Genomic DNA, 18499 nt, shown 5'->3' with positions numbered 1-18499 from the left:
AGGAGCTCTCGGGATGACAATCCGAAATCTTGAATACGCCGTCTTCCCGAGATCCGTCGCTGTTGTCGGCGCGTCCGGGCGCGTGGGCTCGGTCGGTCGCGTTGTCTTCGGCAACATCGTCGGGGGCGGCTTCGAGGGCGAGATCTGGCCGGTCAACCCGAAACATTCACAGGTGGCCGGCCATCGATGCTGGGCAAAGGTTGCCGACCTTCCAGGCATTCCCGATCTTGCCGTGATTGTGACCCCTCCAGAAACTGTTCCCGGCATCGTGCGCGAGCTGGCCGAGAAAGGTGCGCAAGCGGCCGTCGTCATTACCGCAGGGCTCAATCACGAGAACGGTCTGCGCCAGGCAATGCTCGACGCGGCTAAACCCTCGCTTATGCGGATCATCGGGCCGAACACAGTCGGGTTGATGGTCCCTCCAGCAAAGCTGAACGCCAGTTTCGCCCACATGGCGGCCGAGCCTGGGAATATCGCCCTGATTTCGCAATCTGGCGCAATCGCCACGTCGCTGATCGATTGGGCGGCCGAGAACAATGTTGGCTTTTCCCGGATCATCTCGCTCGGCGACATGGCCGACGTCGACGTCGGCGATTGCCTCGACATGCTGGCGGGCGATTTTCACACGCGAGCGATTGTGATGTATCTCGAAACGATACCCAATCCACGCAAGTTCATGTCGGCCGCGCGGGCAGCGGCGCGCCTCAAGCCGGTCATCGCTATCAAACCCGGACGACACGAACAGGCAGCTAAGGCGGCAGCGACCCACACCGGTGCGCTTTCGGGCGTGGATAGGGTAGTGGACGCGGCATTGCGGAGAGCAGGGGTGCTGCGCGTAAAAGACCTCGCCGAATTGCTCGATGCCGCCGAAACTATCGCGCGCTACTCTCCGCTCGAGCGGGCGCGGGTCGGCATCGTCACCAATGGTGGCGGTGCCGGGGTTCTCGCGGTCGACAAGCTGGTCGACCGTGGAGGCGAGTTGGCCGTGCCCGCGCCGTCGACGATCGAGCGGCTGAACCGCTTCCTGCCACCGACCTGGTCGCATGCAAACCCGATCGACATCGTCGGTGATGCAGCGCCGGAGCGCTACGGGGCGGCACTCGAAGCCATGGCGGCAGATTCCGGAACGGACGTCATCCTGGTCATGAACTGTCCCACCGGGCTAGGTTCCTCGCCCGACGCGGCCAGGAAGGTGGCCGAACTTGGGGACGCAGGTGAGATCGGAGGAAAACCGCTCCTCGCATGCTGGCTCGGCGAGCATACCGCGCGCGAGGGCCGGCGTATCCTGACTGAAGCTGGCATTGCCAGTTTCGAAACGCCGGAGGATGCAGCAATCGCGGCTTTCTATCTCGGCGAATGGTCGCAAGCCCAGCGGGCACTCTTGCGGACACCGTCCGGCCAGCGGGAGGGCGTGGTGGACGGCAAGGCGACAGCGCAGCCAATTTTCCGGCAAGTCGCAAGTGAGGGTCGGCGCATGCTGACGGAACCGGAAGCAAAATCGGCAATCGCCGCTTACGGCATTCAGGTGCCGCGGACGATTGTTGCCCACTCCGCCGCCGAAGTGTCTCAGGCAGCCAGCCAGCTTCTCGAAACGTCGGAAAGAGTTGTCGTCAAATTGCTGTCAAGGACGGTTTCACACAAGTCGGACGTCGGTGGCGTGGTCCTCGACATTGCGACTGCCGAGGAGGCTGAAGAGGCCGCGAAGTCGATCGAGACAGGCCTGGGATCGCAGGTGCCCGGGACAGAGGCGGACGGCTACAGCGTGCAAAGCATGGTCGCGCGCAAGCACGCGCAGGAGCTCCTCCTGGGCATGAACCTCGATCCGATGTTCGGCCCGGTCATCCTGTTTGGCGCCGGCGGCACCGCGGTCGAGGTTCTGAACGACACCGCGATCGCCCTGCCTCCGCTCGACGACGTGCTCGCCGGAGACCTGATCGACGCGACCCGGATAGGCCGCCTGCTTGCTGGCTATCGTGATCGCAAGCCGGCCGATCGGGCAGCGATCATCGCCGCGCTGAACGGCTTGTCGCAAATGATCGTCGACTTTCCTTGCCTGGTCTCTCTCGACATCAATCCGCTGCTGGCGGACGGAGAGGGCGCGATTGCGCTCGACGCCCGCATCGAGATCGATCCGCGACGCGTGGATGAACCGGCACCGAACCCGGCCCTTGCCATAAGACCCTATCCCGCAGGGTGGAGCCGTGACTTTCTGTCGGACGGTATGTCTTTCCACACCCGGCCAATCATGCCGGCGGACGTCCAGCTCTATCCCGCGTTCCTGGCCAAGATTTCGCCAGACGACCTGCGGCTGCGTTTCCTCTCACCGCGCAGGAACTTCCCGGACCAGATGCTGAAGCGGCTCACACAGCTCGACTATGATCGCGACATCGCCTTCGTCGCGCTCGAAACGGATACGGGCGCGCTGGCCGCAATCGGCAGACTTTCCTGCGACCCGGATCACAGGACCGGCGAATATGCCTTGCTTGTGCGATCGGACCTGCAGGGCCATGGTCTGGGATGGGCCTTGCTGAAACAGATCATCGACTATGCGAGCGCTGAACGCATTGGCCGGATCGAGGGCATAATCCTCAACGAGAACAGCAAGATGCTCACAATGTGCCGCGAGTTGGGTTTCTCGATTGCGCACCACCCCAGCGAGCCCGGCCTGTCGGTGGCGACGCTGGAAGTCAGATAGGCTCGGTCTGCTTCTATGCCCCCGTCTTCCTGAGGCTGACTGGAGATAAAGCAGCGCCCTCAAGGAAAATCATCATCTCCGCCGTGATCTCAGCGACGTCTCGGTTTGCCGAGATCTTGCGCCAGGTCAATGGACCGGCATCGCGCTGCAATTGCCGCGAGAGGATGTCGACCGTGGCATCGGAGGGACCACCCTTTCGCTCGCTGACCCGACGCCAAAGAACTGACGGATCGGCCATCAGCCAAAATCCCGCGAAAGGAATGGCCCTGTCATTCGCGACACGCTTGATTCTGTCGCGATCGCCTGGATTGTCGAAAACAGCGTCGGCGACGACGGAGCCGCCTTCCGCGAGGATCAGTTCGGCGCGCCAGGCAATCTGGCGATAGACGCGTTCCGACACACCGCGCCGATAGGCCTTGTCTGGAAGTTTGGTTTCAGCGGGCACTCCGTGCATGGCCTTGCGGATGCGATCGCTCTCGACGATCCTGGCGCCTGGGGCCGCGCCGATGTGAGGAGCAAGCACTTCAGCGATCGTCGTCTTGCCTGAACCGCTCAGGCCACCGATCGCGATGAGCCGAGGTGGCGTCTGGGCGAGCAGGGCTCGCGCGAGCTCGAAATAAGACCTTGCCTCGGCAATCAGCTTTGTGGACTCCGAGCTGCCTTCCTCGACCTGCGTTGCCGTAACATGCGCGCGCACCGCTGCTCGGACCGCCGTGAAGAACGGCAACAGGATGAAGCCGTCTTCGTCGTCGGCGTCGTCGAGATAGCGATTCATCACCAGGTTTGCGAATTGCGGGAAGCCACGATGCCACAAATCCATCAACAGGAAAGCGAGGTCGTAGAGCACATCGACGGTGGCGATCTGATCATTGAACTCAATGCAATCGAACAGGCGAGGTTCGCCATCGAAGACGCAGATGTTGCGCAGATGCAGGTCGCCATGGCAGCGGCGGACCCGGCCTGCGGCTTCGCGCCGATCAAGCAGGCTGGCATGGCGGGCGAGGGCATCGCGAAACGCCGCGTTGAGCGCTTCGATCTCCTCTCGATCGAACACGTGGCTTGTTGCAAATCCGGCCGAATTGATCTCAAGCACGCCGCCGATGTTCGCCGTCCCGCTGCCGGCATGGATCACTTCCGCGTTGCGGTGATATTGCGCAATCATGCGCGCCACGCCTGTCATCAGCGCGGATGTCAAGTTTCCCGCGGTGGCCATCCGATCGAGAAGCCTCGACTGATCGAAGCGAACCATCTCGATAACCGCGTCGACCAGTTCCCCTGAGCCATCCAGGGTAAGTCGATCTCCCGCGCGCGCGATGCGGCGGACATCGAGATAAAGACCGGGTGCCGTTCTGGAGTTCAACTCCACTTCCTTTTCGCACGCGGCGACCCGCAACTCCGGCGTCGAAAAATCGACATAGGGCAGCCTCACCGCTCGCTTCAGTTTGAATGCGCGCCGCCCCACAAGGAAGATCCGGGAAATGTGGGTTTCGATCGTCTCGACGGGGCCAGCCTCGCCATAGGTGGCAGGATCCTTCAATATCCCGACGACAACGTCCTGGTTGTCCACGATCATCGCCTATGCCCTTCGCCTTGGTTGCTCCAATTCTCGATCTTTGTCGTCTGCGGTTCCGCAGCGGTACTAGCGTTGAAGCGTCTGGACGTAACCGGCCAGGTTATGGATCCGTTCCGTGGTGACGGCCTCCCCGCCATATGGCCCGTAGCGCTTCACATCTTCGGGCAGGAACTGGTCGCCCCAGACCGGCATCTCGCGCTCGCCGTGCTCCGGTATCATGCCGCGGCCGTCGATCGTCGCGAAAACCTGCCAGTAGGGAAATTCCCCGCCGTTGCGCCTCGTGAGTGTCGTCAGATCCGCGGGACGCTTCCGCAACTCGTCGGCCAAGGGGCCGTCTCCTTTGCCGTCCACACCATGGCAGACCGCGCAGGAATTCAGGTACTCCTGCTGTCCGTTGCTCATCTCCTGCGCCGCCGATACGCTCAGGGTCAGTGCCGCGAAGCCCATCGTCATCCAGAATCTCATTGATCCGCCTCCGGCTATCAACGTCAGCCTAGAGCGTGCAGCGCGGGCGCACGTTGACCGGGATCAATCTCGAAGGGATCGATTTGATTCAGCGCAAGGAGGCCTTCGACCGGTTTGTTACAGCTACGGTCGTCTGTGAACCTCTTTCGGACAAGGAGTCGCCGCCATGCCATTCAAGACATTGCTCACGGTTACAGGAGCCGACCAGGAGACGATGATCTGAGGCTCGCCGCCGAATTTGTGCGAAGAAACCGATGCCCATCTCTCCGTGCTAGCTTTGATCATTGCTGCACCTCCTTCGGGCGGAGGTTACACGGCGGTCGTCTCCAAGTGGTTGTCGACGGGCCCCGTATCGGCCGATCTCAGCAGTGATTATCCAGACAATGCCTGGGCGGACGAAGTTATCGGTCGGCGTGCGCGGTACGCCGATTTGACACGAGGGTCTACCCCATCGGGGATGGTAGGTTGCGAACACAACGTGGTTGACGTACCGTTAACTAGCGCAATCATTTCGGATTGTGCAGGGTGAGGGCGTTTCCATGAAACTCGTTATCTTTGGCGTAGCAATAGTATTGGCCGCCACCGGCGCAGCTGTTGCGAAAGAAAAGAAAAAGGTGGCCACCGCTCAGGCTGCGACCTCGTGTTCTGCAGCGCATGTGAAGGCCGGCAGCAAGCCGACCCCGAAACTGGATTGCAAATCGACAGGCACCGCGGTTGCGCGCCCGTCAAATCAGGCCGCAAATTTCCTGGACCACCGCTTAGGATACGACACCGATCCGTGGATCAGAACTGGCTATTGACGGCGGCTTCGGCTTCCGCGCCGCACGCGAAACGATGGCCCGCTGCCTCACGGGTAGCGGGCTTTTCACTTGTCTAGCGAATAGTCCTCAGGACGCGTCAGTTTTGGGGATGAGAACCATAGATCCTTGAAGGCGATCATCGCCGGCGTCCAAGGCTCTCATTTGTCCATAGCCCTCAAGATGAACAGACAGGCTTCGAAGGAAGCCAAGGCCCTGGTTTCGCCGGGCTTGTCGTGGTGCTTGAGCCAGTTGTGCGTCTCGTTGAGCTTGTCGCTCCAATTGGTCTTCTCGACTGGCCGAGAAGGGTTATCGCGTATGGTCGCCCACAAGCCGCCCGCTTTGCCAGGCGCCATTTCCTCGGCGGCTGCAGCCAGGGTGATCGTGACGGCAAGATGACCAGCATGGAAGGCGGCTATTGCGGCCTCGATCTGTTGGACCGCCGCTTCGTACTTTGTGACGGTGAAGACCCTATAGAAAGGTCGCGTCTCTCTCACAAATTCCTCGCCGGCTCATGTCGCACCCATGTTGCACGGATTGAGCGGGAGCGCTTGAAAAACCTTGGAAACGCTAGGGAAGCATTTGCAACATGATGTGACACGAAACCAGGTTAGACTTAAACTCCGGTCCCTGTCAGAGCATTGAATTTGCTATGGAAAGTGATGGTGCCCAGAGGCGGATTCGAACCACCGACACGCGGATTTTCAGTCCGCTGCTCTACCAACTGAGCTATCTGGGCCTGTGCCGGCTAACGGGATCGCCCGCCGGGTTTTCACCGGAACGCCGAACGGCGCCCCTGAAAGCGCGTGGGTTATAGCACGGGAATTCGGCCTGTCCAGCGCTTAGGTGTCGATTTCGTTGGGAAAGAAAAATCGCCGGAAAACAACGGCTCGTCGCTGTGCCGACTTCACCCCTGTGCCCGCTTCGCTTGCTGTTCACTCTTCGTCTTTGGGCGCCGCGCCCTGCTGCGGGGCTTCGTCGTTTTCTTCCTCATCGTCGCGGCCGGGGATGACATAGGCGCCCTTCAGCCAGCGATTGAGGTCGATGTCCTTGCAGCGCGCCGAGCAGAACGGATAGTGCTCGCGAGCGGAGGGCTTGCCGCATTCAGGGCAAGGCCGCTTCGGTCGGAGCGGCGTGACCTTATCGTCCGGGCTCATGGCCGCGAAGCGTGCCAGTTCTTGTGCGCCTTGAAGCCCTCGCCGGAAAGCAGCGCCACACTCTCATAGAGCGGCAGGCCGACCACGTTGGTGTAGGAGCCGACCAGCTTGACGACGAAGGAGCCGGCCAACCCCTGCACGGCGTAGCCGCCGGCCTTGCCGCGCCATTCGCCCGAGGCGACATAGGCGTCGATCTCCTCGCGCGGCAGCCGCTTGAAGCGGACTCGCGTCTCCACCAGCCGCTGCCGGAGCTTGCCGCCCGGGGTGATCAGGCAGATACCGGAATAGACGCGATGCGAGCGGCCGGAAAGCAGGCCGAGGCAGTTGACGGCGTCGTCGATCGTCTCGGCCTTAGGCAGGATACGGCGCCCGACCGCCACCACCGTATCGGCGGCGAGAATGAAAGCCGGCGCGTGGTCGTCTTCGCTTTTCAGCGAAGCCAGCGCCTTCTCGGCCTTTTCCTTGGAAAGGCGCTTGGCCAGCGAGCGCGGATGCTCGGCGCGTAGCGGCGTCTCGTCGACATCGGCGGGCAGCACGCGGTCCGGCTCGATGCCGGCCTGCTGCAACAGCTCGATGCGGCGCGGCGAACCCGAGGCAAGCACGAGCTTCTGCAGGTTGCTCATCGCGGTTCGCGCCGGGCTGTTACTTGAAACGGTAGGTGATGCGGCCCTTGGTCAGGTCGTAAGGCGTCATCTCGACCAGGACCTTGTCGCCGGTCAGCACGCGGATGCGGTTCTTGCGCATGCGGCCGGCCGTGTGGGCGATGATCTCGTGTTCGTTTTCGAGCTTCACGCGGAACATCGCATTGGGCAGCAGTTCCGTGACCACACCTGGAAACTCGAGGACTTCTTCCTTCGGCATTCGATACCTTTGCTTGGATTGCGGTTCCGGCGCTAGAGCATGATGCCGAAAAGTGTCAAGCGGTTTTCGGACGGCATGATGCTCTACTTCTTTGATCCGGAGTCGGATGGTTTCCGGCCGAACCGACCGAAAATCATCCGACGCCGGCCGGAATTTGCGGCGGAACCTATATGATAATCGTCCGCTTGTGAACACGCTTAATCCGTCGCGTTTTTTGCTTCCGGAAGCAAGAATCGTCGGCTTATGCGTGCTTTCAGCCGCTCGCGCACATCCCGATAGGCCGCCATGATGTGCTCGCGCGTGCCGACGGTGTCGGTCGGATCGGGCATCGGCCAGTACTCGACCTCGACGGCGAGCGACCGGGTGAGTTCGAGCGCTGCGTGGTGCGCTTCCGGCGCCAGCGTCACGATCAGGTCGAAATAGTCGTCTTCCAGCTCCTCCAGCGTCCGAGGCTGCCGCTCGCCGAGGGTGAGACCTTCTTCAGCAAGCACGGCGTCGACGAAGGGGTCGCGCTCGCCGCTGCGCACGCCTGCCGAGGCGACGAAAGTGGTGGCGGGCAATAGCCGTCGCGCCAGCTGTTCCGCCATCGGCGAGCGTACGGCGTTCATGCCGCACAAAAACAGGATCGAATGGGGCAACGCGGCCAGCACTAGAGCATGATCTCGAACCGGAGGTCAGCGCATGCAAAAAGTGGGACCCGGTTTTCGGAGAAGATCATGCTCCAACAAACAGTTAGATCAGGATGGCGATTCAACGAAACGTCATCCTGATCAGCCCCGCCAGTGCAGCACGCAGACCAGCGTGAACAGCCGGCGCGCCGTGTCGAAGTCGATCTCGATCTTGCCGGCGAGCCGGTCCATCAGCGTCTGTGAGCCTTCATTGTGCAGGCCGCGCCGGCCCATGTCGATCGCCTCGATATGGCTGGGCGTCGAGGAGCGGATGGCCTCGTAGTAGCTTTCGCAGATCAGGTAGTAATCCTTGACGATGCGCCGCAGCGGCGTGAGCGACAGGATGTGGGTGACCACGTCGGCGCCATCCTCGCGGCTGACGGCGAACACCAGTCGCTGCTCGGCCAGCGACAGCCTCAGCCGGTAGGGGCCGGCGCCATCGTCGTTAACCGGCCGAAAACTGTTTTCCTCGATCAGGTCGAAGATCGCCACTGCCCGCTCGTGCTCGACATCGGGCGTCGAACGTCCGATCGATTCGTCGAGCTCGACGTCGATCAGCCTGTGGCGGTTTTGATGGTGGCCGGACATCGCTACATGTTCAGCCGTATCGCCACGGAGCGTGCATGCGCGTCGAGCCCTTCCGCCTCGGCGAGCGCGATCGCCGCCGGCGCCAGCGCCTTGAGCTGATCCGGCCCGAGCTTCAGGACCGAGGTGCGCTTGACGAAATCGAGCACGGACAAGCCCGAGGAGAAGCGCGCCGAGCGCGCCGTCGGAAGCACATGGTTGGAGCCGCCGACATAGTCGCCGATGACCTCCGGCGTGTGCCGGCCGAGGAAGACCGCGCCGGCATTGCGCATCTTGGCAAGGAAGCTTTCGGCGTCGTCGAAGGCGAGCTCGACATGCTCGGCCGCTATCCGGTCGACCAGCGGCAGCGAGGCTTCGATCGACGGCACCAGGATCACGGCGCCAAAGTCGCGCCAGCTTGCCGCGGCCGTCTCGGCGCGGGGCAGAACTTTGAGCTGGCGTTCGACCGCTTGCTCCACCGCCTTGCCGAAATCGGCACTGTCGGTGATCAGGATCGATTGCGCCGACGCGTCGTGCTCGGCTTGCGCCATGAGATCAGCGGCGATCCAGTCCGGGTCGTTGTCCGCATCCGCGACGACAAGGACCTCGGACGGCCCGGCGATCATGTCGATGCCGACGGTGCCGAACACCTGGCGCTTGGCCGCCGCGACATAGGCGTTGCCTGGCCCGACGATCTTGGCGACCGGCCGGATTGCCTCGGTGCCGTAGGCGAGCGCGGCAACGGCCTGAGCGCCGCCGACGCGGTAGATCTCCGAAACGCCGGCGAGATCGGCCGCTACCAGCACCAGCGGATTGATGACGCCGCCCGAGGCCGGCACCACGATCACGATACGCTCGACGCCGGCGACCTTGGCCGGCACCGCGTTCATCAGCACCGAGCTCGGATAGCTGGCCGTGCCGCCGGGCACATAGAGCCCGACCGCCTCGATCGCCGTCCAGCGCGAGCCGAGCTCGACGCCGGCAGCGTCGGTGTAGCGGTCGTCCTTCGGCTTCTGCCGCTCATGATGCGAGCGGATGCGGTCGCGCGCGAATTCGAGCGCCTCGATCGTCGCGGGATTGGCGGCGGCATAGGCCTTGGCGATGTCGTCGCTGGAGACGGCGATGCCGAGCTTGTTCAGATCGGCCTTGTCGAATTTGAGCGTGTAATCGACAAGCGCCCTGTCGCCGTCGGCGCGCACGCGCGCGATGATGTCGCGCACCACCGCCTCGACATCGGCCGACACCTCCCGCTTGGTGGTGAGGAAGGCCGAAAAGCGCTGCTCGAAATCGGCGTCGGTCTGGCTAAGCGTGATGGCCATGGTCTGCGCTCAGGTCCTGTGCACGGGTCGTGAGGCGGCTTCCCAGGAGCCGCCGATATCGGCGAGCCTGGCCTCGATGCACTCGACATCGAGCATGATCGTGCCGCCTCCCGAAAACACCAGCTCGACGATGCCGGCCGGCTTGCTGATTGCTACGAAGCTGATCGCCAGCAGCGAAAGCACCTCGGCCGGCTTGTCGCGCGCGATGCCGCTGGTCTTGGCGCCGAGCACGCGGTCGAAATGCAAAACACTCTGGCGCCGCTCATTGTGCTGGCGGAAGAGACCCGATTTCGCCTCCCAGACGAAGCGGTTCATGGTCAGCACGAAGCGTTTGGCCGCCGGCAAGTACTCGAGGTCGGAGACCTTCATCACGGCGTCCTGGACATGGGCCGAGACAATGCCCAGATCCTGGTCGTCGAGCGCGATGAGCTTGAGAGCCATGCGGAATTTGTACCTAAGGTTGGTTTCAGCCTTCTGTTAGGCGACCTTTCTGGTCCATGCAACCGCGACGCGGATACTGCCCAAGGCAATCGCCTCAGATCGGCGCCGCCCCTCATCGCCCTGCCGGGCACTTCTCCCGGCAAAATGACGGGAGAAGGGACGCTTTCGCCCGGGATTTCGCTAATTGCGAACGGTGCAGGAAAGGCGCCAAGGCTGAGGCGGATGAGGGGCGGCGCCACTTCGACAGTTGGCCGTTCCAATGCGGAAGAGGCCTATTTCTGCCTCTGGCGACTGCCCCGGCTCCTTTAGCCCGAAATCCGCTCGATCACCGCGCCGCAGCCGGAGAGCTTCTCTTCCAGCCGCTCGAAGCCGCGGTCGAGGTGATAGACCCGGTTGACCACGGTCTCGCCCTCGGCGGCGAGGCCGGCAATCACCAGCGAAACCGAGGCGCGCAGGTCGGTCGCCATGACGGGCGCGCCCTTCAGCCTGGCGACGCCGTCGACGATCGCCGTCTGGCCCGATAGCGTGATGTGGGCGCCCAGCCGGGCAAGCTCCTGCACATGCATGAAGCGGTTCTCGAAGATCGTCTCGGTGATGCGCGACTTGCCCTTGGCCATCGTCATCAGGCCCATGAACTGCGCCTGCAGGTCGGTCGGAAAGGCCGGGAAGGGCGCGGTCGTCACGTCGACCGGGGCGATGCCGGCGCCGTTGCGCTTGACGCGGATGCCCTCGTTGGTGGGCGTGATCTCGGCGCCCGTCTCGACCAGAACGTCGAGCGCGGTCTGCAACAGGTCGGGCCGCGCGCCTTCCAGCATCACGTCGCCGCCGGTCATCGCCACCGCCATGGCATAGGTGCCTGTCTCGATGCGGTCGGGGATGACGCGGACCCGCGCCCCTGACAGCGCCTCGACGCCCTCGATGGTGATGGTGGAGGTGCCGGCGCCGTGGATCTTGGCGCCCATGGCGATCAGGCATTCGGCGAGGTTGACGATCTCCGGCTCGCAGGCGGCGTTTTCGAGCACCGTCTCGCCCTTGGCGAGCGAGGCCGCCATCATCAGCACATGGGTGGCGCCGACCGACACTTTCGGGAACACGTAGCGATTGCCGTGGAGACGGCCGTTCTTCGTTTTTGCGATGACGTAGCCATTGTCGACGTCGAGCTCGGCATCCAGCGCCTGCAGGCCCTCGAGGAACAGGTCGACCGGACGCGTGCCGATGGCGCAGCCGCCGGGCAGCGACACCTTGGCCTCGCCCATGCGGGCAAGCAGCGGGCCGATCACCCAGAAGGAAGCGCGCATCTTCGACACCAGCTCGTAAGGAGCGGTGGTGTCGACGATGTTGCGGGCGGAGAAATTGATGGTGCGCGAATAGCCTTCCTGCTGCTTCTCGCGGCGGCCGTTGACCGAATAGTCGACGCCGTGGTTGCCGAGGATGCGGATCAATTGCTCGACATCGGCCAGATGCGGCACGTTTTCGAGCGTCAGCGTGTCGTCGGTCAGCAGCGAGGCGATCATCAGCGGCAGCGCCGCGTTCTTGGCGCCCGAGATCGGAATGCTTCCGGCAAGCTTATTGCCGCCGACAATTCTGATGCGATCCATGAGAGAACGTCCCCTCGGCCCGGACGGGCCGCTTTCAATCGGTTGAGTATGTCCGGCTCTAGACTATTGGCCGGTGCGGTTCAAGAAATAGGATTTCCCCATCTGTGGACCAAGTGTGGTCGGCCAGTGTGGCTGATTTGGGTTACTTTTTTTGCATTTTTCCAGCAGAGGGCAGGCCTTCCGGCCGTTCGTCAGCATCGCCGGCGCGCCGGGATCGCGCCTGCGCCTTGCGTTTCTGCAGGTTGGCGCGCAACGCTTCGGCGAGCCGGTCCTGGCGTTCGCCGTCGCCCTTTTTCGGTGGATTTGCCTTGTCGTTCATCGTCTCGTCCCGCCGGCAGCTAGCCGGCTGTGGTTCAGGCATAGGTATCATTATGGCGCCGCCATGTCATAAAAGACCGTCAAGGGCGCCTCCACAGCTGCGTCAACGGCTGCATTTCTTGGCCTTGCGCTTGCCGGTTCATTATGGCAGAAGCGCCGCCATCGCAGGCTGCGGTAGCTCAGTGGTAGAGCACTCCCTTGGTAAGGGAGAGGTCGAGAGTTCAATCCTCTCTCGCAGCACCAGATTTTCCAATAAAATCAGTAGTTTAAATTTCTGAGCCCTTCCGTGGAACCTTGTCTGTTTGCGCTGCGATGCAGCGCAAGGCCAACTTTGTCCATTTTGTCTGTCGGTCCAGGCAGACAATCCAGGTCCGCAGAACTCTGGACCTCGCTATTGTAGTTCGCTCAATTTCTTAAAAGGCCGTCCCAAATCGCATTGTTGCGCGGCCAGGGTCCGCGGACCTGGCCGCAACGCAATTCGGGCGGTCAAATGCCAATTGGCCGGTTTCTCCGGGATATTTGATGTGTTCCTTGTGCGTCCAGCGGAACTCGACGGCGACCGGAATGCCGAGCTGCTTGCAGAGTTGACTTGTTGCGCGCCAGACAGCGTTGGCGTCACGTCCCTGCACCGAAATCCCATGAGCGATACCCCTCGGGCGCGTCGAGGGTTTTCAGCCACTCAAAAGCGCAACCGGAAATTGTCCATGGGAAGAGAACTAGTCGTCAGAACAGCGGCGTTTCGTCTGTGCTGCAAATTGCAGCGCAGACCCCTTTGCGCTGCATCGCAGCACGCTTTTTGTCGGCCAACACACGGTTAGGGAAAGGCCAAAAACCCACAAATCCTTGGGTTTGCTGCGTCTGTTGTGTCTGCCAAAACCCATCCTGCTCCCTTGGTAAGGGAGAGGTCGAGAGTTCAATCCTCTCTCGCAGCACCAGCCTATCCCTTTGAAAACACTCAAGCCCTTCACGCGCAAGGTGTTGCGCCTTGTTTACTCGGCTTTGAAGTGCATCGCAGCGGGCAATGCGCCTCGCGACAGGCTGATATGCGCGACCGTCAGCTTCACAACCGATATTGGCCTGGACCAACCGCAGCGGAGAGCGGTTATTCAGCAGAGTAATGATGCCGCCCTGATAAGGAAATTGGACGGGCCAATCATCTCGGGGAACGGTATACGCATAAGAGTGCGGCCTAACTGCAAAACCCGGCGACGAGAAGCGAACGGAAGGCTTCTTCTCATCTGCAGTGCCCCGCCAGAATGCAGACAGAGGTTCGAAAATGGTCGCTCCCCGGCTCACGCTTGATCGCTTGTTCAACGACACCGAAGGTTCTGTCCAGCCCCGGCCGAGCAACAGCGCCATAAATCCTACCCGTCGCGCCTTTTTGGCCGCCGGCTGTCTTTGCCTGGCCTGCGGCTTCGCCGGGCCTGCGCTCGCGGATGCGCCCATGGCGAAAAGCCAGGCACCCGGGTTTTATCGCCTGACGGTCGGCGACTTCGAGGTGACGGCACTGTCCGATGGCAGCGATATGCTGGCCGCCGCGAAGTTGCTGCAGGGCGCCCCGGCACGGATCGAAGACGCCTTGAAGCGCAACTTCCTTGGCGATGTCGTCGAGACCTCGCACAATTCCTTCCTCGTGAACACCGGAACCAAGCTGATCTTGATCGACGCCGGCGCAGGCTCGCTGCTGGGCGCTACCACAGGCAAGCTTGTCAGCAATCTGCGCGCGTCGGGATATCAGCCGGAGGAGGTCGACGAGCTTTATCTCACGCATCTGCACACCGATCATGTCGGTGGCCTCATGGCCGACGGCGACAGAGCTTTTCCCAATGCGATCGTGCGTGTCGACAAACGGGACACCGACTACTGGTTGAGCGAGGCAAGCATGCGCGCCGCTCCCGCTGAGGCGAAGCGTTTCTTTGAAGCTGCGGTCGCGTCGATCACGCCCTATATGCGAGCAGGCAAGCTCGCCGCCTTCGAGGGCGACACCGACCTCGTGCCCGGCGTGCGTGCGCGAGCCGCCTACGGGCATACCCCGGGACACACCATGTACCTGGTCGAGAGCAGAGGCGAAAAAATCTTGCTATGGGGCGACGTCGTGCATGTCGCCGCGGTGCAATTCAAGGATCCCTCCGTCACCATCGGCTACGATGGAGACGCTTCGCGGGCTGAGAGTATCCACAGGTTGGCCTTCGCCGATGCGGCGAAGAACGGCTACATCGTCGGCGGTGCGCACATATCGTTTCCCGGCCTGGGCCGCGTGCGCCGCGATGCCGAGAATGTCTACACCTATGTGCCGTTGAACTATGGCTAGGCGTTTGCCTTTGACCAGAGGTGGCGCATTCGCGCGCCCGTAGCCGGTTCCGCTTGCGCAAGGCAGGTCATGCCTGCCCGCCAGAGACCGCTTCGCCACTTGACGGGTCGTTCGATGATGATCCGCAAACGTCTGCTACCAGCGCTCGAAACCATTGATGGGCGGGGTGGGCGTGCAGCCGTTCGTGCCAGATCAGCTTGTAGAGGAGTTTCTCCGTCTCGAACGGCAGGTCGCGCACGACGAACGCACGTTCATCTGCAATGACGCGCCATGGTCCCAGGAAGAAGCCAAGCGGCACGCAGGTGAGAAGGTCGCTGCCTGAGACGATTCTCAGCGCGTCGGCAAAGTGATTGACCACCATGGCGATCGTCCTCGTCCGCCCCGTCAGGCTGAGCCAGCCATCGACCAATCCCAGTCCCAGACCGGATGGGGTCACCAGCACATGCGCCGCGGCGGTGAACTGGTCCAGGGTCAGGCCCTGGGCCAGCTTGTGTCCGCTGCGCATGACGCAGACATAGCGATCCGTCCGCAGACTCTGCACGTGCACTTCTCTCGGCAGCGAGGCAAACATGCCTACCGCGCAGTCGAGCGTGCCGCGATCGATCCCGTCCAGCGAAGCCTCATGGGTATGGACGGCAAAAGAAACGCGGGCGCGCGGGGACGCAGCTTGTAACTTCAGCGCGATCGCGCTGACCGCTTCCATTGCTAGACTGTCCGTAACCGCGATCCGGAAACTGGTCGTGCCCGATGCGGGATCAAAGTCGTCGGGCGCGAAGGAGGCGCGGATCGCCGTAAGCGATCGGTGAAGTTCAGGCCACATCGCGACCATTCGCGAAGTGGGTTCGACCCCGGTCGCTGTCTTGAGGAAGAGCTGGTCTTTCGTCAGCTTGCGGGCGCGGCGCAACGCATTGCTGACCGCAGGCTGACTCATCGCCAGGCTCGAGGCTGCGCGCGTTACATTCCTTTCCAGCATGATGGCTTCAAGGACAGCGATCAGGTTCAGATCGAGGCGCACGTTATTCACCTGGGAAATGATGCTCGTGTCTGAATCTAAATTGGACGTACTGAACCGGGCAGGCAATCCTGTTTCGAACGAGCAGCCGAAACACATGCGAGTGAAGACGCGCACCTCGCAGTCGGTGATAAAAGCTCCGTACAAACAGAGGACACGCCATGAATCATCTCGCCTTCGCGGACGTATTGCCGAAGCTCACCGGCAAGATCAGCGCCGAGCGCATCCGATTGATGCGAACGCCGCGGCCGTCGAAGGAGCTGATCGACGGCTTCAAGCGGATCGGCGACGCCACGAGCGTTATTTCGGATATTATGGATGAGCTCGGCATCACCGGCGTCGTCGGCGCATCGACACTGAAGCCGACCTTGCCCTCGACGTCGATCGTCGGTCCAGCGCTCACGGTGCGCAACATCATCCAGCGCGAGCACGTCTACGAAACGGCGAGAAACCACGTCAATCGCATGGCGGAATTCGAAGCCCACAACTTGGCGCTGCCGGGCGACGTGATCGTCATAGACGGCGTCGCCGGCGTTTCCAACATGGGTGGGATTTCGGCCCAGACGGGAAAGCGGCAGGGGGAAGCCGGAGCAATCGTCTCGGGAGGGATTCGGGACGTCGGGCATTCGCGGCGGGTCGGATATCCGCTTTGGGCCACAGAGGTCACGCCTGTCACCGGCAAATGGCGGATCGAGACCGTGGAGATCAATGGCGACGTCGAGGTCGCAGGCATAAGGGTAAGCCCCGGCGACATCGTGGTTGCCGACGAAACCGGTGTCTGCTTCATCCCAATCGCCCGAGCCTCCGAAGTCCTCGCGAAGGCTTTGAAAAAGTCGGCCTTCGAAGAGGCCAAATGCGAGGCGATCGATGCCGGCGTCGCCGTAGCGGACCTGCCCGGCAATGCGTAACGCGACAAGACATTCATCGCGAAAACTGCGCGTCGCCATCATCAACGACTACCAGGACGTGGTTCGCACGCTGAATTGCTTTTCCAAGCTGGAGGGCCATGATGTCAGCATCTGGACCGATATCGTCGATGACATCGACGTCCTGGCGGACCGGCTGTCCGATGCGGACGTTCTGGTGCTCATGCGAGAACGAACCAGGATAGATGAAAATCTGCTCCGTCGTCTGCCCAAGCTGAAGCTCATCAGCCAGAACGGCCACATTCCCCACATCGATCTGGAGGCCTGCGACAGGCATGGCGTCATCGTCTCGTCCGCGCTCACATCGCGCCCGTCCTATTCGACGGTGGAACTCACCTGGGGGCTGATCATCGCTGCGATGCGCAACATCCCGTTCGAAGCGGCATCGCTGCGCCAAGGTCACTGGCAGACGACAATAGGGTTGGGCCTGAGGGGGCGGGTCCTGGGCATTTTCGGCTTCGGCCGATTGGGCTCGATGGTCGCTCAGATCGGCAGGGCCTTCGGCATGGAGGTGCTGGTTTGGGGCCGCGAAGGCTCGCTCGATCGGGCCCGGTCCGAGGGCTTTGAAACCGCTCCGGACAGGGACGCGCTGTTCAGTCTTTCGGACGTTCTCAGTTTGCATCTGCGGCTGACTGTCGAGACCGCCGGCGCGATCGGCCCCGATGACCTGGCCCTGATGAAGCCGACCGCATTGCTGGTGAACACCAGCCGCGCCGAATTGATTCAACCGGGAGCGCTGGTGGCGGCGCTGAAGAGCGGCCGCCCCGGGAAAGCCGCCATCGACGTGTTCGAACGGGAGCCGCTTACCGATGCGAACGATGCCCTGCTTCGGCTTCCCAATGCGCTGTGCACGCCACATCTCGGCTACGTCGAACGGGACAATTACGAGTTCGCCTATGGCAACGCGTTCGACCAGATCATCGCTTTTGCTGCGGGGAGCCCCATCAACGTCCACAGCGCCCAGACCTCAAAACAGGATCACTGAAATGAACCTCGAACTCGACGATAAGGTCGTCCTGATAACCGGAGGCAGCAAGGGAATAGGGCTGGCTTGCGCGCGGGCCTTCGCGAGAGAAGGCGCCCGCGTGGTGATCGTATCGCGCAGTCAGCAGAACCTGGACGCCGCAAAGGCAAAGCTGGCTGCCGACGGCCTGTCTGCGGCGAGCTTCGCCGCCGACCTGTCGGATGAGCTTGCCGCGAAGCAAATGGTCGCCGTCGTCGAGGATAGGGTGGGTCCGATTGCGTCATTGGTCAATTCGGCCGGCGGCGCCAGGAGAGTTCCTCCCGACGAGCTGACGCCGGACAAATGGCGCATTGCGATGGACGCCAAATTCTTCACCTACATGAACGTCATGGACTATGTCCTGCCTCTGATGGTGCAAAGGCGTGCGGGCACGATCGTCAACATCGTCGGCACCGGCGGCAAAATTGCTTCGCCCATGCATCTGCCAGGCGGGGCCGCCAACGCGGCGCTGATGCTCGCCTCGGCGGGGCTTGCGGCTGCCTGGGGACCAGCAGGCGTGAGGGTCAACGTGCTCAATCCCGCCGCTACCATGACAGAGCGTCTGCAGTTGTCGCTTGAAGTGGAATCCAAGATGACCGGCAAGACGCCGGAAGAGCTGCTGCGGCTGAACGAGCAGCGCATCCCGCTGCAGCGCTACGCAAGGCCGGAAGAAGTAGCCGACGCAGCGCTTTTCCTCGCCAGCGCAAGGTCCTCTTACGTGACAGGGGCTTCGCTGACCATGGATGGAGGCCTCACGCCACTGGTCGTTTAGCAGGCAGCCGCGAGGAAAC

General features: G+C 62.2%; 19 protein-coding genes and 3 tRNA genes. 8 read left to right on the top strand and 14 right to left on the bottom strand.

The genetic code is table 11. The annotated features are described in order from the left end of the window. Positions 1-13 precede the first annotated feature (13 nt). On the top strand, positions 14-2695 hold the full coding sequence (locus tag EJ067_RS11865) for a bifunctional acetate--CoA ligase family protein/GNAT family N-acetyltransferase (protein WP_126085863.1): 2682 nt from the start codon (positions 14-16) through the stop codon (positions 2693-2695). 13 nt (positions 2696-2708) lie between these two features. Here the strand turns inward: EJ067_RS11865 and EJ067_RS11860 are convergent, their stop codons facing one another. Next, positions 2709-4268, bottom strand: coding sequence for a bifunctional aminoglycoside phosphotransferase/ATP-binding protein (locus EJ067_RS11860; RefSeq protein ID WP_126085862.1), 1560 nt, complete (start codon positions 4266-4268; stop codon positions 2709-2711). Between the two features lie 66 nt (positions 4269-4334). Continuing rightward, entirely contained in the window at positions 4335-4733 is a 399-nt protein-coding gene (locus EJ067_RS11855) for a cytochrome c (RefSeq protein WP_245468247.1), read from the bottom strand. A 539-nt stretch (positions 4734-5272) separates the two neighbouring features. Here EJ067_RS11855 and EJ067_RS11850 point away from each other — a divergent pair. After that, entirely contained in the window at positions 5273-5533 is a 261-nt protein-coding gene (locus EJ067_RS11850) for a hypothetical protein (protein WP_126085861.1), read from the top strand. Between the two features lie 158 nt (positions 5534-5691). Here the strand turns inward: EJ067_RS11850 and EJ067_RS11845 are convergent, their stop codons facing one another. From EJ067_RS11845 to EJ067_RS11795, 11 genes are all read right to left on the bottom strand, one after another. Continuing rightward, on the bottom strand, positions 5692-6027 hold the full coding sequence (locus tag EJ067_RS11845; protein ID WP_126085860.1) for a hypothetical protein: 336 nt from the start codon (positions 6025-6027) through the stop codon (positions 5692-5694). Positions 6028-6193: 166 nt separating this feature from the next. Then, positions 6194-6269, bottom strand: a tRNA-Phe gene (locus EJ067_RS11840). 196 nt (positions 6270-6465) lie between these two features. Further along, positions 6466-6687 carry a DNA gyrase inhibitor YacG gene (gene yacG / locus EJ067_RS11835; protein ID WP_126085859.1) on the bottom strand — a complete coding sequence of 74 codons (222 nt, stop codon included), beginning with the start codon at positions 6685-6687 and terminating at the stop codon, positions 6466-6468. Continuing rightward, positions 6684-7310, bottom strand: a complete 627-nt coding sequence (locus tag EJ067_RS11830; protein WP_126085858.1) for a Maf-like protein — start codon at positions 7308-7310, stop codon at positions 6684-6686. The genes yacG and EJ067_RS11830 overlap by 4 nt, the downstream gene beginning before the upstream one ends. A gap of 19 nt (positions 7311-7329) precedes the next feature. After that, a complete protein-coding gene (gene infA, locus EJ067_RS11825; protein ID WP_006200926.1) occupies positions 7330-7548 on the bottom strand; it encodes a translation initiation factor IF-1 in 219 nt (72 codons plus the stop codon). A 197-nt stretch (positions 7549-7745) separates the two neighbouring features. Further along, positions 7746-8198 carry a low molecular weight phosphatase family protein gene (locus tag EJ067_RS11820; RefSeq protein ID WP_281058982.1) on the bottom strand — a complete coding sequence of 151 codons (453 nt, stop codon included), beginning with the start codon at positions 8196-8198 and terminating at the stop codon, positions 7746-7748. 120 nt (positions 8199-8318) lie between these two features. Next, entirely contained in the window at positions 8319-8804 is a 486-nt protein-coding gene (locus EJ067_RS11815) for a UPF0262 family protein (protein WP_126085857.1), read from the bottom strand. A gap of 2 nt (positions 8805-8806) precedes the next feature. Beyond that, positions 8807-10099, bottom strand: coding sequence for a histidinol dehydrogenase (hisD, locus tag EJ067_RS11810; protein ID WP_126085856.1), 1293 nt, complete (start codon positions 10097-10099; stop codon positions 8807-8809). 9 nt (positions 10100-10108) lie between these two features. Continuing rightward, positions 10109-10540 (bottom strand): DUF2948 family protein, encoded by a 432-nt coding sequence (locus tag EJ067_RS11805; RefSeq protein ID WP_126085855.1) that lies wholly within the window; start codon positions 10538-10540, stop codon positions 10109-10111. A 305-nt stretch (positions 10541-10845) separates the two neighbouring features. After that, entirely contained in the window at positions 10846-12138 is a 1293-nt protein-coding gene (gene murA / locus EJ067_RS11800; protein ID WP_126085854.1) for a UDP-N-acetylglucosamine 1-carboxyvinyltransferase, read from the bottom strand. Between the two features lie 142 nt (positions 12139-12280). Further along, complete coding sequence (locus tag EJ067_RS11795) at positions 12281-12457, bottom strand: hypothetical protein (protein WP_189510549.1); 177 nt, start codon at positions 12455-12457, stop codon at positions 12281-12283. Positions 12458-12624: 167 nt separating this feature from the next. On the opposite strand from EJ067_RS11795, the gene EJ067_RS11790 reads away from it, so the two are divergent. The 3 genes from EJ067_RS11790 to EJ067_RS11785 all read left to right on the top strand — a co-directional run bounded on the left by EJ067_RS11790 (position 12625) and on the right by EJ067_RS11785 (position 14767). Then, a tRNA-Thr gene (locus EJ067_RS11790) sits at positions 12625-12699 on the top strand. Between the two features lie 608 nt (positions 12700-13307). Continuing rightward, a tRNA-Thr gene (locus tag EJ067_RS34310) sits at positions 13308-13391 on the top strand. Between the two features lie 341 nt (positions 13392-13732). Further along, positions 13733-14767: an MBL fold metallo-hydrolase gene (locus EJ067_RS11785; RefSeq protein WP_126085853.1), complete on the top strand. Its 1035-nt coding sequence runs from the start codon at positions 13733-13735 to the stop codon at positions 14765-14767. A gap of 67 nt (positions 14768-14834) precedes the next feature. On the opposite strand, the gene EJ067_RS11780 is transcribed toward EJ067_RS11785, so the two are convergent. After that, the gene (locus tag EJ067_RS11780) at positions 14835-15896 is read right to left on the bottom strand and encodes a LysR family transcriptional regulator (RefSeq protein WP_245468246.1); all 1062 of its coding nucleotides are present in this window, start codon (positions 15894-15896) and stop codon (positions 14835-14837) included. A gap of 44 nt (positions 15897-15940) precedes the next feature. On the opposite strand from EJ067_RS11780, the gene EJ067_RS11775 reads away from it, so the two are divergent. From EJ067_RS11775 to EJ067_RS11765, 3 genes are read left to right on the top strand one after another with little or no spacing between them, the layout of a single operon-like run. Continuing rightward, positions 15941-16687: an RraA family protein gene (locus tag EJ067_RS11775; protein ID WP_126085852.1), complete on the top strand. Its 747-nt coding sequence runs from the start codon at positions 15941-15943 to the stop codon at positions 16685-16687. Further along, a complete protein-coding gene (locus tag EJ067_RS11770) occupies positions 16680-17690 on the top strand; it encodes a D-2-hydroxyacid dehydrogenase family protein (RefSeq protein WP_210211695.1) in 1011 nt (336 codons plus the stop codon). The genes EJ067_RS11775 and EJ067_RS11770 overlap by 8 nt, the downstream gene beginning before the upstream one ends. Before the next feature lies 1 nt (position 17691). Further along, entirely contained in the window at positions 17692-18480 is a 789-nt protein-coding gene (locus tag EJ067_RS11765) for an SDR family oxidoreductase (protein ID WP_126085851.1), read from the top strand. Positions 18481-18499 lie beyond the last annotated feature (19 nt).

Source organism: Mesorhizobium sp. M1D.F.Ca.ET.043.01.1.1, assembly GCF_003952385.1.
Taxonomy (GTDB): Bacteria; Pseudomonadota; Alphaproteobacteria; order Rhizobiales; family Rhizobiaceae; genus Mesorhizobium.
Note: the sequence above shows the minus strand (reverse complement) of the source record. Positions and strands in the feature narration are given on the sequence as shown.